Source organism: Bacillus sp. 491mf, from assembly GCF_900112415.1.
Taxonomy (GTDB): domain Bacteria; phylum Bacillota; class Bacilli; order Bacillales; family Bacillaceae_G; genus Bacillus_A.
The window spans coordinates 50,756-63,776 of record NZ_FOLV01000011.1 but is presented as its reverse complement, the minus strand read 5'-3'; the positions used below and the strand labels follow the sequence as shown (position 1 = coordinate 63,776).

Genomic DNA, 13,021 nt, shown 5'->3' with positions numbered 1-13,021 from the left:
TTTTCTTACTATTCTTTTTTCTGCGGCCACGTTTCCACAACATAACCAACATCGCTTACATCTATTAACAAACTTCCGTTACTATAACGATCTTTATTCCGAAGTGTTTGCGGATCTATTTGTTCTATTACTTGTTTTTCTGTCCGCATACAAACTACTTCATCATTTCGAACAATTTCCACACCGACAATTCGATATGGATTCTTTTTCAATTCTTTAAAGATAACAAGACCACGCTTTGCTCTTGTTGATTTTTCAATTTCTGCTGCTTTTAATCGTTTTACTGCCCCCCGCTGTGTAATGAGAACGAGCGCGTCTTTTTCAGAATTAACGGGAAGACCGCATACAACGTAGTCATCTTCCTTCACATTCATTCCTTTCACACCAGCTGCCCTCACACCAACTGGGCTTACTTCTTCTTCATTGAAAATAAGTGCATAGGCACCATGTGTTGTAAGTAGAATATCTTTCGTTCCATCTGTAACAAAAATATCGACGACTTCATCATTTTTCTTTAAATTAACCGCGACAAATGCACGTGAATAACGCTGCACTTTATATTGATTCAATTCTGTTTTCTTAATCATGCCATTTCTAGTGACAAACATAATAAATCGCTTTTCTTCCTCAAAATTCGGAACAACAGTTGCAAAGACGAGCGTTTCATCACGGTCTAACGAAACGATATTCGCAACGTGCTGTCCTAAATCTTTCCATCGAATATCTGGCATTTCGTATACTGGAAGATAAATATAATTCCCTTTGTTTGTAAATAAAAGAATGGTTTCCGTCGTATTCGTATCAAAGCGATCTAATAATAAGTCGCCTTCTTTCATACCGAAGTCTTTTCCATTGGAAGCATTATGAGATCGCCAACTTGTACGCTTTACATAACCTTCCTTCGTTACTGTCACAATCACATCTTCTTGTGGAATCATGACTTCCACATCAATCTTAATTTCTTCAATTTCTTCTTCAATCACAGAACGACGATCGTTACTAAACGTTTTCTTAACCCTCTTCAAATCTGTTTTAATGACCTGAAGAAGCTTCTTCTCACTTTGAAGAATAGCTTGTAACTCTGAAATTTTCTGCTGTAATTCTTCAGCCTCTTTTTCAAGAGCTGTAATATCTGTGTTTGTTAAACGATACAATTGAAGCGACACAATTGCTTCTGCTTGTACTTCTGTAAATGAGAATTTTGCAATTAAGTTATCTTTTGCATCACGCTTATCCTTTGAAGCACGAATTGTCGCAATGACTTCATCTAAAATAGAGAGGGCCTTCATTAAACCTTCAACAACGTGTTGACGTTTCTCTGCCTTGTTTAGTTCGTACTGTGAGCGCCTTGTTACGACTTCCTTCTGATGCCCAATATAAGAATCTAAAATTTTCGGAAGTGTCATCAAGGTTGGACGGCGATTATAAATCGCTACCATATTGAAATTGTATGGTATTTGTAGTTCTGTATTTTTATATAAATAATTTAAAATACCTTCTGCATTTGCATCTTTTTTCAATTCAATAACAATTCGCAGACCTGTACGATCTGTTTCGTCACGCACTTCAGCAATTCCATCTAATTTCTTATCTAAACGAAGTTCATCCATTTTCTTAACAAGATTCGCTTTGTTTACTTCATAAGGAATTTCTGTAATAACAATTTGCTGCTTTCCACCGCGAATTGTTTCCACTTCAGCTTTTCCGCGAATGATGATTTTTCCTTTTCCTGTTTCATACGCCTTCTTAATACCATCAAGGCCTTGAATAATTCCGCCTGTTGGGAAATCTGGTCCTTTAATGACCGTTAATAATTCATCCACATTACAGTTTGGTTTATCAATGCGCATCATCGTCGCATCAATAACTTCGCCAAGATGATGCGGTGGAATTTCAGTTGCATAACCAGCTGAAATTCCCGTAGATCCGTTCACTAAAAGGTTGGGAAACATAGCTGGTAATACAACTGGCTCTTCACTTGTATCATCAAAGTTTGAAACAAATTCCACTGTTTCTTTATCAATATCACGCAATAACTCAGACGCAATCGGTGATAAACGAGCTTCTGTATAACGCATTGCTGCCGCCGGATCACCATCGACACTACCATTATTTCCATGCATTTCAACTAATACGTTTCGTACTTTCCAATCTTGACTTAAACGCACCATTGCTTCATACACGGAAGAATCACCGTGGGGATGATAGTTACCAATTACGTTACCAACTGTTTTTGCGGATTTACGAAATGGTTTATCGTGAACATTTCCTTCCACATACATGGAATATAAAATGCGGCGTTGCACTGGTTTTAAACCGTCGCGCGCATCTGGAAGCGCACGATCTTGAATAATATATTTACTATAACGTGCAAAGCGATCGCCGAGCACATCTTCAAGCGGGAGGTCATGAAACTTCTCTGCCTGCATGTTATTCCACCTCCGTTGCCATAATCATTTCATTTTCTAGAATATTGCCTTCTTCTTGCATACCAAACTGAACATTGCGTTCAATCCATTTACGACGAGGCTCTACTTTATCACCCATCAATGTTGTCACGCGTCGTTCTGCTCTTGCAGCATCATCAATTTTCACGCGAATTAATGTGCGTGTCTCTGGATTCATCGTTGTTTCCCATAATTGATCTGCATTCATTTCACCAAGACCTTTATAACGCTGAATTGTATAACCTTTACCAACCTTTTTTATCGTGCCATCTAACTCTTCATCTGACCAAGCATATTCAATGACTTCTTTCTTTCCTGTCCCTTTACTTACTTTATATAAAGGAGGAAGGGCAATGAATATTTTCCCCGATTCAATAAGTGGCTTCATATAACGATAGAAGAAAGTTAATAGCAGAACTTGAATATGCGCTCCATCTGTATCCGCATCGGTCATAATAACAATTTTGTCATAATTGATATCTTCAACTGAAAATTCTGTTCCAACACCGCCGCCAATCGCATAAATAATCGTGTTAATCTCTTCATTTTTGAAAATATCCGCTAGTTTCGCTTTCTCTGTATTAATTACTTTTCCGCGAAGTGGTAGAACAGCTTGGAAACGACGATCACGTCCTTGCTTTGCTGAACCACCTGCAGAATCGCCCTCCACTAAATAAAGCTCGTTCTTTTGCGGATTACGTGATTGTGCTGGTGTCAGCTTACCACTTAATGTTCCTTCTGAGCGTTTTTTCTTCTTACCGCTTCGTGCTTCTTCACGCGCTTTTCTTGCTGCCTCACGCGCCTGCGCTGCTTTGACTGCTTTTTTCACAAGAAGCGTTGCCACGTCTGGATTTTCTTCTAAAAAATACGCTAAATGCTCTGATACAACAGCATCAACGGCTGAACGTCCTTCACTTGTTCCAAGCTTCCCTTTCGTTTGCCCTTCAAATTGAAGCAACTCTTCAGGAACACGAATGGAAACAATTGCAGCTAATCCTTCACGAATATCCGTTCCTTCTAAATTTTTATCTTTCTCTTTTAACAAAGAAACTTTGCGCGCATACTCATTAAAAACACGAGTCATCGCTGTTTTAAACCCTGCTTCGTGCGTACCGCCATCTTTCGTACGTACATTATTTACAAAGGAAAGAATGTTCTCCGAATACCCATCATTAAATTGAAAAGCTAATTCTGCTTCAATACCATTTTGTTCTCCAGTAAAATATACAACCGGATGTAAAGAATCTTTCTCTTCATTTAGATATGAAACAAACGCTTCAATTCCTGTTTCATAATGAAAAACGTCTTCCAAATCGTTACGTTTATCTTGAAGAACAATTTTCATACCTTTTAATAAAAATGCTGATTCACGTAATCTTTCGCATAACGTTTCATAGTTATAATTCGTTGTGCTAAAAATTGTTCGATCTGGTTTAAAATGAATAGTTGTCCCAGTATCTTTCGCTTTCCCAATCTTCTCAAGTGTCGTAGCCGGAACACCACCATTTTCAAAGCGCTGTTCATATACATAACCATCTCGTTTAATTGTAACAACAAGCCATTCAGACAGTGCATTTACAACGGAGGCACCAACACCGTGTAATCCACCACTTGTTTTATAACCGCCTTGTCCAAATTTACCACCAGCATGAAGTACAGTTAAAATAACTTCTGGTGTAGGCTTTCCAAGCTTATGCATTCCTGTCGGCATACCGCGCCCTTTATCTACTACACTTATACTATTATCTTTATGTATGATCACTTTAATTTCATCGCCAAATCCCGCTAACGCTTCATCAACTGAATTATCTACGATCTCATATACTAAATGATGTAATCCACGGCTATCCGTACTCCCGATATACATACCCGGTCGTTTTCGAACGGCTTCAAGCCCCTCTAGCACTTGAATTGCATCTTCATCATATTGAAACTGACGCTTAGCCAAACTCCTTGCCCCTTCCTATCCAAAAATCAGAACGTATGTTTCTTATTATAGAATAACGCCTTTTCCTTACTTTTGGCAAGTCACGTTATGTCTTTTATATACTATTTTCATAAGAAAAATCCTTGTTTGTCACAAGGATTCCTCTACGCTACTATTTCAGAAAAGTAATTGTTTGTCAAACGAAACATGGATATGTATTCCAAAACAACTACATCTTCCACCATTTTATAATCAACAAAATGATAATCATCCAAAATGGAGTGACAAGCAGCAATCCCCATAAACAACCTTTAAAAACTTCATGATGAACACCTCGTCCATCTTCTTTTCCTTATTATATGAATAGGAACCTAATAAATTTCACAAATAAGACTTATCCCGCTATTCGCGGGCAGTAATACCCCCACCTCAAGATTAGACGAAAGCATTGTCCAGTTCCACATTTCTTTGTTGTCCAGCTCTAGCAGCTAGAATCTCCGGTCATTTCGCCCCCTCAGACGAGGTAAAAGCGCCTCTCTGCCTTGTGCGTAGGCATCCTGCGATTCTGAGCAAGCCGCTTCCACTTTTCTTAAAAAGTTAGATGGGGGATAAAGCCCGATTGGTGTGGGCTGATAATCAGCGGGAGATAAAGCTTTCCACTGATTAAAGTTTCACTTTACCTTGTCATTGCATGCTCAACTTTAATGCAGCGATTCATAATGACAGTATAGCCTTTTTCTTCCAAAAAATGATATGTTTCTTCGTCTTGTAAACCTAATTGTGTCCAAAATGTACCCGCTTCAATCTGAACAAACTCTTTTGCAACATCCATTAAAAACTCTGAACGACGAAATACATTGACTATATCAACAGGCTCATTTATTTCAGTTAGCGATTTTACCGCTTTTTCTCCCAATACAGTATCTACCGTTGGGTTAACAGGAATAATACGGTATCCCGCATCTTGCATCGCTTTTGACACCATATAAGAAGTACGCTCTGGATTATCAGATAATCCAACAACTGCAATCGTCTTACTATTTTTCAAAATCTCTCCAATTTCCGTACGAGTTGGATTTTCAATTGTCATATGTAATCCCTCCTGTTCATTTAGTATAGCCGATAAAGAAAGTCTCTTTCAACATGAAAGAGACTTTCTTTATTAATTCGAGTTAGTAGTAGCAGCTAACGTAACTGTTTTCTTTATTTTCTCACCATTACGATACGCTGTTACTTCGATTTTATCGCCAACTTTTTTCTTCTCGTATAAGTACTTACGGAATTGCACTGCATTTTCTATTTTTTGGTCATCAAAGCCAACAACAATATCATATTTTTGCAATCCTGCTTTTTCTGCTGGTGATGCTGGTTCAACCTGCGCTAACAGAACCCCACCTGTAATATCTTTCGGTAATTTTAATTGACTTAATGCATAGCTTGGAATTTCTTCAAGACCCCTTACTCCAACACCCATAACAGGGCGTTTTACTTCACCGTATTTTTCAAGTGCATCAATGACTGGTTTTGCGACATTAACCGGAATTGCAAAGCCAATTCCTTCTACTTCTTGCTGTGCAATTTTACTAGAGTTAATACCGATTACTTCACCATTTTGGTTAAATAGTGCACCGCCGCTATTCCCTGGGTTAATTGCTGCATCCGTTTGAATTACTTGTGCTTGCCAATCAGGGCGTTTATCCCCATTAATATCAACTGGAATTTCGCGGTCTTTACTGCTGATAATCCCTTCTGTTACACTGCCATCAAAGCCAAGTGGGTTACCAATTGCAATTGCAGATTCTCCCGCACGGATTTTATCTGAATTTCCTAGAGTGGCAACTTTATTAATATTTTTCCCATCAATCTCAACGACAGCTAGATCTAGCCATGGATCTTTTCCTACTAATTTTGCTTCAACCTTTGTTCCATTACTTAACTTTACTTCTAATTTATTTGCACCGTCAACAACGTGGTTATTCGTTACAACCAGCGCCTTATTTCCAACTTTTTTATAAATCACACCTGATCCTGATCCTGCCTCAGATTCTTGCCCTTGTGGATCGGCAGAAAATGGATCTACACTTTTTTGAAAGTTAATTACACCGACAACTACTTCTTTCGCTCCCTCAATCATACCAGGAAGATCTGTTTCACCTTTTGTCTTATTTACAACCGGAACGACCGTTCCCTGTACTTTTGATTGTGAAACGACACTGTTATTTACCCAAGGCATATACGGAGCCGCAACGCTAATTGTCACAGCACCGATCACAGCACCGACAACCCCTGTGAAAAAATATCCTTTTTTGCTTTTTGATTTTACAATCTCCGTCCGAGTTTCATTTGTCTCTGGTTGATCATAGTATCCCATAATTTACTTATCCCCTCTCTGCTGAAATCGTATTTTCAGTATATACACGATGTGTGTCCTTTCTGTGAACTCATCGTGAAATCCAAACAAAAAAATACTACCATATTCATTGTAAAAACATATACAAAAGATTGTACATGCAATCAATATAAAGGTGGATAAATAGCTCAAACTTCTACTCTTCGAATTTATATCCTACACGAATGACTGTACCTATATGCTTCGCTTTATCTCCTAATTTATTTCGAAGTTTCTTAATATGCGTGTCTACTGTGCGATCATCTCCGAAGTAATCATATCCCCAAAGCTGATCTAATAAATGTTGGCGAGATAATACAATTCCTTTATTCTCCATCAAATAAACAAGTAGTTCAAATTCTTTATGTGTTAATATTACTTCTTCCCCTTCAACTGTTACCGTACGCGATAAACGATTCACATCAATACCAGCAAGTGATAGCATATTTTCCTCCACTTGCCCTACTGCGCCGTCAGCACGCTTTAGTAATGTCTTGGCACGAGCAACTAAAATCTTCGGACTAAACGGTTTTGTTACATATTCATCCGCCCCTAATTCAAAACCAAGTAAAGTATCATCTTCATCGGAGCGAGCTGTTAGCATAATAATCGGTACGGCTGATTCTTTCCTTACACGTCTACATACAGACCAACCATCAATTTCTGGTAGCATTATATCTAATATAATTAAATCCACGGAATGTTCCGCAAACAGTTCTAATGCTTGCTTTCCATCTTCCGCTTCAATCACTTCAAAACCTTCATTACGAAAATAATCACTAACAATTTCTCGTAATCTTCTTTCATCTTCAACAAGTAAAACTGTTTTATTCAATCCTATCCCGTCCTTTTACTCTTTCAATCGAATAATACGTTGATTCGAACTCCCTCGAAACGGCAAGGTGAGATCTCGACTCTCTAGCTCAAATCTTCCATCTACTAGTACATCAGCATAGTCCAACAGCTCTATCATATCATTATTTTGCGAATTCTGTATCTCTTCAAACGTATAACCTGTGTAAATCCATAAATTTTTTTGTAAATTTTTCACGTTTTTTGCCAATTCTTTTATTTCAGTGGCTTGAAAAAATGGATCTCCGCCCGAAAATGTTACATCAGTAAGGGGATTTTTTTCAATCTCATTTATGATTTCTTCTTTTGTCATCTCAGTCCCATTACAAATATTCCAAGACTGTGGATTATGACAGCCAAAACAACGATGCGGACAGCCCGCAAAAAATACGACTGTCCGCAATCCTTCCCCATCTACCACACTATCATGAATGATGCTCATTACTCTCATGAGTGTTTCACCCGCTCCTTTTCTTCACTACGCTTCGCGCTGTTCCACTTTGACATGTCTCCTACAAGATATCCAGTAATGCGGCGAATTCTTTCAAAGTCATGTTCATTTGCATTCTCACAGCTTGGACATTCATTTCCAATTATCCCATGATAACCACAACACTTACAGCGATCGACCGGGTGATTAATGGATCCATATCCTACACCATATTGGGCCATTGCCTTCACAATTTGCTGTAAAGCCTTTTGATTATGAATAGCTGCTCCGTCAAGCTCAATATACGTAATATGACCACCATTACAAAGTGCGTGAAACGGTCCTTCTAAACGAATTTTATCAATGGCATGAATAGAATAATAAACAGGAATATGGAATGAATTTGTATAATAATTATGATCTGTTACACCTGTAATTGTTCCAAATTCAGCTCGATCTTTTTTAATAAATTTTCCTGATAATCCTTCTGCCGGAGTTGCAATTAAAGAGAAATTCAATTGATGTTCCTCTGTTGCTTGGTCCATTTTCTTTCTCATATATTCGATAATTTCATAACCAAGCTTCCAAGATTCTACGTCTTCCCCATGATGTTTTCCCGTCAAAGCAACTAAACATTCTGCAAGACCTATAAAACCTATACTTAATGTACCTTGTTTTAAAATTTCAGCTACAGAATCTTCTGGTTGCAGTTTTTCGCCGCCGCGCCATACTCCTTGGGAATATAAAAATTGAAAATCTCTTGCTTTTTTCGTCGATTGATAGGCAAATCTCTCTAATAATTGACAAATACCTAGATCAAGATAATAATTTAATGCTTCAAAAAATGCTTCTTTAGAACCACTAATACACGCTAATTTCACTAAGTTAATAGAAGTAAACGATAAATTCCCTCTTCCAATCGCAGTTTCTTCTCCATGAATATTAGACATGACACGCGTACGACATCCCATATAACACACTTCACTTTCAGGACGCCCATCATAATATGCTGCATTAAATGGTGCATCTAAAAATGAAAAGTTAGGGAATAATCGTTTCGCCGTCGTTTCTATAGCTAATTCAAACAAATCATAATTGGGATCTTTCTCTTCAAAATTTACTCCCTTTTTTAACTTGAAGATTTGAATCGGAAAAATTGGTGTTTCTCCTTTTCCTAATCCAGCTTGAGTCGCTCGTAATAATTGTTTAATTAATAATCTTCCTTCTTTTGATGTATCTGTTCCGTAATTAATAGAAATAAACGGAACTTGCCCCCCGCCTCTGCTATGCATGCTATTGGAATTATGAATAAATGCCTCACACGCTTGATACGTATCATTTTCTGTTTCTTTCCATGCAAACTCTTCTATTTGCTCAGCTGTTAATGGATATGTTGCTAAACGTTTTTTATTTCGTTCAAACGTTTTTCTCACATATAGCGCCAAATCCACGTCAAAAAGCGCAAAAGATTGTCCACCATGTTGCATATTTTGATTCGCTTGAAAAATAATAGAAGAAAGCGCCAACGCACTTTTAATATCTTGCGGCTGTCTCATATGTCCATGCCCTGTATGAAAACCGTTTTGAAGCATCTCTGCTAACGGAATTTGTGAACAAGTTGTCGTACCTGTTGCATAAAAGTCTAAATCATGTGGATATAAAACATTTTGATCAATTGCTTGTTTCACTTTCTCAGAAAGCAGTTGCTCTACCGCATAATACCTTGCGCTCTCAGAAGCAAATTTCCCCATCATTCCCATTGGAGATCGACCGTCAACATTCGCATTTTCTTGTATTAAATCTTGTTCATTTGCATGAATAATTTTCGCGAAAATCTCCTTTAGATTTTCATCATATTCACTTTTTTTATTCATTTCTCGATTCATTCCTTAACCCCCAACAACATCTTGTTCGTTTACTACAGAAATGATACTACATATAGTAAGAGTGGATCTGTGATAAATGTAACATTCTTGTGAAAGTTTTTTTAAGATCTATTGAACTTTCCCCTTATATTTCCAAGTTAAATTTTATCTTACAAAAAAGAAATGTGATCTGTACAAATGTATGGTACAATATACGGGAAAAACTCTTTTTACCCTTTATCAACACATTTGAATAAAGGAGACTGAACTTATGCTTACATATCTTTTATTTATCGTTGCCTATTTACTTGGTTCGATTCCATTTGCACTTGTTGTTGGAAAAATTGGTTATGGAATCGATATTCGCGAACATGGCAGCGGAAATTTAGGAGGAACGAATACATTTCGTACGTTAGGGAAAAAAGCGGGTTTTATTGTTACAATTGCTGATGTTTTAAAAGGGACATTAGCTACAGCACTACCGATCATTTTTGGATTAAACGTTCATCCGCTTTGGTTTGGATTAGCTGCGGTACTTGGTCATGTGTACCCAATTTTCGCAAAGTTCCGCGGCGGAAAAGCAGTTGCTACTTCTGCTGGTGTACTATTATGCTACGCACCACTTACCTTTTTAGTATTGGCTGCAGTCTTTTTTACCCTACTCTTTACGACGAGATACGTTTCACTTTCTTCTATGATAGCAGCTGTCGTTGCTGTTATCGCAGCAATTATAAACGGGGATAAAATCTTCATTGTTGCCATGTGTTTATTAGCTGGTATGGTTATTTATAGACACCGTGCAAATATTGGACGAATTATAAATAAAACAGAACCAAAAGCAAAATTAACAAAAAAACACAAATAAGATTGTGACCCACATAACGCAAAAAGAGAACGCAAAGCATATAAATGGCTTCTTTTTGCGTTATTTTTTATACTAAAAGAAAAGCGATTATGTTGGAGGAATACTAGATGAACATTTCAGTATCAAAAGAAGCACTAAACTGGTATAAAAACGAGCTTGGTTTACAAACAGGCGATTGTCTTCGCTTTTTCGTACAATACGGTGGATGTAGCACTGTTCAAAAAGGGCTTTCATTAGGGATTCGTAAAGATGATCCAGCTACTCCTGTTGTACAATTCCAAGAAGATGGTATTACTTTCTTTATCGAAGGCGATGATGAATGGTTCTTTGACGGACATGACTTATCTGTTACATTTAACGCTGATGATGAGTTCCCGCAATTTCATTATATAAAATAAAAAAACGTGGCCTACGCCACGTTTTTTTATTGCTTTTTAATCTTCTCGTATGTCTCATACCACTCTGGGTACAACTTTTTAAATGACACTGGACGAAAACCTTCTTTTTTAGCACAAATATTCGTTGTAAATGCTGTAATACAACGTTCACCATTTCCATTATAAATTTCATAGCCATATACAACACGTAGTGGGCTCACAGACTCCACCCATGTTTTCACAATAGCTTTTTCTCCGTAACGCATTGCTTTTCGATATGTAATTTGCAAATCAAGTACAGGAGATACAATCCCATCATTCTCCATTTCAACATACGAAAACCCTAAATCTTGAATTAATTTCGTACGGCCAAGTTCTAACCATACTAAATAATTTGCGTGGTACACGACACCCATTTGATCTGTCTCTGCATAACGGATGTCAACCTCCTGTTCTGCTATAAACATTGTTTTAACTCCTTCTCACTTGCATTTCTTTCTACACCTTTAATCATAATACAGAGAATATGAAAATAAAATAGAAGCGGCGGATCTTTTCCTTAAAGGAGTGAGCATATGCTACAAATCATAACTGTACGAAGCGGCGATAATGTGTATAAATTAGCTAAGCAGTACGGAACAACAGCAGAAACCATCGTGAAAGATAATGGGTTAAATCCAGCTGAAACACTCGTCATCGGGCAAGCATTAATTGTGAATACACAAGGAAATACCTACTTTGTACAACCTGGCGATAGCTTATATAAAATTGCCTTAACCTACAACGTTCCTCTCGCTAGCCTAGCAAAAGTAAATCATTTATCATTAAAATCCGCACTTCAAGTCGGACAGCAGCTTTACGTACCAAAAGGGACAAAGAAAATTATTGAATCGATTGCCTACTTACAGCCCTCTACAATTCCGATTAAGGAAAGCTTAATTGCTTCCACCAAAGCGGTCAATGCATATTTAACCTATTTGGCCTACTTTAGCTTTGAAGCAAAACGTGACGGAACACTGAAAGAACCTACACAAACATCTGAAATCGTTTCAATTGCCAAACAAGGACAGACAATCCCAATGCTCGTGATTACAAATCTTGAAAATGGAAGTTTTAGTCCCGAATTAACAAGCGTTATTTTACGCAATGAAACAATTCAAAATACGTTTATTACAAACATTTTACAAACTGCACAGAAATACGGAATGCGTGATATTCACTTTGATTTTGAGAATTTTGCACCAGCAGACCGCGAAGCATATAATCAATTTTTACGCAAAGTAAAAACACGTCTTCCAAAAGGATATACGCTCAGTACAACCCTCGTCCCAAAAACAAGTTCAACTCAAAAGGGACCTGCTGCAGCTCATGACTATAAAGCACAAGGTGAAATTGTTGATTTCGTTGTCATTATGACATACGACTGGGGATGGCAAGGTGGACCACCTCTTGCAGTATCTCCAATTGGTCCTGTCAAACAAGTCATTCAATATGCAAAATCACAAATGTCGCCTCGTAAAATTATGATGGGGCAAAACTTATACGGATTTGATTGGATTCTTCCATTCAAACCAGGAAATCCTCCTGCAAAAGCAGTTAGTTCAATTGCTGCTGTTTCACTGGCCCGGAAACATAATGTCCCAATTCAATATGATTTCATTTCCCAAGCTCCTCATTTCAATTATTACGATGCAAATGGAGTCAAACATGAAGTATGGTTTGAAGACGCTAGGTCCGTTCAAAGTAAGTTTAATTTAATTAAAGAACAAGGAATTCGCGGCATTAGTTATTGGAAAATCGGCTTACCTTTCCCGCAAAATTGGCGTCTCCTGTCTGAAAACTTTTCCATTACAAAAAAAGGCTGACAAT

The 13,021-nt window shown here is 37.6% G+C and carries 11 protein-coding genes; 3 read left to right on the top strand and 8 right to left on the bottom strand.

The features are described from left to right. Nucleotides 1–8: 8 nt before the first annotated feature. The 7 genes from parC to BM211_RS12740 form a co-directional block, all read right to left on the bottom strand. Nucleotides 9–2,429, bottom strand: coding sequence for a DNA topoisomerase IV subunit A (parC, locus tag BM211_RS12775; protein ID WP_090997826.1), 2,421 nt, complete (start codon nt 2,427–2,429; stop codon nt 9–11). A gap of 1 nt (nt 2,430) precedes the next feature. Beyond that, nucleotides 2,431–4,395 (bottom strand): DNA topoisomerase IV subunit B, encoded by a 1,965-nt coding sequence (gene parE, locus BM211_RS12770; protein ID WP_035430979.1) that lies wholly within the window; start codon nt 4,393–4,395, stop codon nt 2,431–2,433. 655 nt (nt 4,396–5,050) lie between these two features. Next, nucleotides 5,051–5,464, bottom strand: a complete 414-nt coding sequence (locus BM211_RS12760; protein WP_035430981.1) for a CoA-binding protein — start codon at nt 5,462–5,464, stop codon at nt 5,051–5,053. A 72-nt stretch (nt 5,465–5,536) separates the two neighbouring features. Continuing rightward, nucleotides 5,537–6,745, bottom strand: coding sequence for a S1C family serine protease (locus BM211_RS12755; RefSeq protein ID WP_035430983.1), 1,209 nt, complete (start codon nt 6,743–6,745; stop codon nt 5,537–5,539). Nucleotides 6,746–6,920: 175 nt separating this feature from the next. Next, the gene (locus BM211_RS12750; protein ID WP_035430985.1) at nt 6,921–7,598 is read right to left on the bottom strand and encodes a response regulator transcription factor; all 678 of its coding nucleotides are present in this window, start codon (nt 7,596–7,598) and stop codon (nt 6,921–6,923) included. A 15-nt stretch (nt 7,599–7,613) separates the two neighbouring features. Beyond that, nucleotides 7,614–8,066, bottom strand: coding sequence for an anaerobic ribonucleoside-triphosphate reductase activating protein (nrdG, locus tag BM211_RS12745; RefSeq protein ID WP_090997824.1), 453 nt, complete (start codon nt 8,064–8,066; stop codon nt 7,614–7,616). Then, nucleotides 8,063–9,919: an anaerobic ribonucleoside triphosphate reductase gene (locus BM211_RS12740; RefSeq protein ID WP_090997864.1), complete on the bottom strand. Its 1,857-nt coding sequence runs from the start codon at nt 9,917–9,919 to the stop codon at nt 8,063–8,065. Before BM211_RS12740 ends, nrdG begins: the two co-directional genes overlap by 4 nt. A 262-nt stretch (nt 9,920–10,181) precedes the next feature. Here BM211_RS12740 and plsY point away from each other — a divergent pair, with 262 nt between their 5' ends. Together plsY and BM211_RS12730 are read left to right on the top strand one after the other, a co-directional pair. Further along, nucleotides 10,182–10,775 (top strand): glycerol-3-phosphate 1-O-acyltransferase PlsY, encoded by a 594-nt coding sequence (gene plsY / locus BM211_RS12735; RefSeq protein WP_090997820.1) that lies wholly within the window; start codon nt 10,182–10,184, stop codon nt 10,773–10,775. Between the two features lie 107 nt (nt 10,776–10,882). Then, entirely contained in the window at nt 10,883–11,173 is a 291-nt protein-coding gene (locus BM211_RS12730) for a HesB/YadR/YfhF family protein (RefSeq protein ID WP_035430991.1), read from the top strand. A 26-nt stretch (nt 11,174–11,199) separates the two neighbouring features. Here BM211_RS12730 and BM211_RS12725 read toward each other — a convergent pair whose 3' ends face one another. After that, nucleotides 11,200–11,619, bottom strand: coding sequence for an acyl-CoA thioesterase (locus tag BM211_RS12725; RefSeq protein ID WP_035430994.1), 420 nt, complete (start codon nt 11,617–11,619; stop codon nt 11,200–11,202). 108 nt (nt 11,620–11,727) lie between these two features. Between BM211_RS12725 and BM211_RS12720 the strand changes: the two genes are divergently transcribed. Beyond that, nucleotides 11,728–13,017: a glycoside hydrolase family 18 protein gene (locus BM211_RS12720; RefSeq protein ID WP_035430997.1), complete on the top strand. Its 1,290-nt coding sequence runs from the start codon at nt 11,728–11,730 to the stop codon at nt 13,015–13,017. Nucleotides 13,018–13,021: the final 4 nt, after the last annotated feature.

Coding starts and splice junctions, on each gene's coding strand:
- plsY (WP_090997820.1), top strand. CDS start 10,182: ATGCTTACATATCTTTTATTTATCGTTGCCTATTTACTTGGTTCGATT.
- parC (WP_090997826.1), bottom strand. CDS start 2,429: ATGCAGGCAGAGAAGTTTCATGACCTCCCGCTTGAAGATGTGCTCGGC.
- BM211_RS12720 (WP_035430997.1), top strand. CDS start 11,728: ATGCTACAAATCATAACTGTACGAAGCGGCGATAATGTGTATAAATTA.
- BM211_RS12725 (WP_035430994.1), bottom strand. CDS start 11,619: ATGTTTATAGCAGAACAGGAGGTTGACATCCGTTATGCAGAGACAGAT.
- BM211_RS12730 (WP_035430991.1), top strand. CDS start 10,883: ATGAACATTTCAGTATCAAAAGAAGCACTAAACTGGTATAAAAACGAG.
- BM211_RS12740 (WP_090997864.1), bottom strand. CDS start 9,919: ATGAATAAAAAAAGTGAATATGATGAAAATCTAAAGGAGATTTTCGCG.
- BM211_RS12755 (WP_035430983.1), bottom strand. CDS start 6,745: ATGGGATACTATGATCAACCAGAGACAAATGAAACTCGGACGGAGATT.
- BM211_RS12760 (WP_035430981.1), bottom strand. CDS start 5,464: ATGACAATTGAAAATCCAACTCGTACGGAAATTGGAGAGATTTTGAAA.
- nrdG (WP_090997824.1), bottom strand. CDS start 8,066: ATGAGAGTAATGAGCATCATTCATGATAGTGTGGTAGATGGGGAAGGA.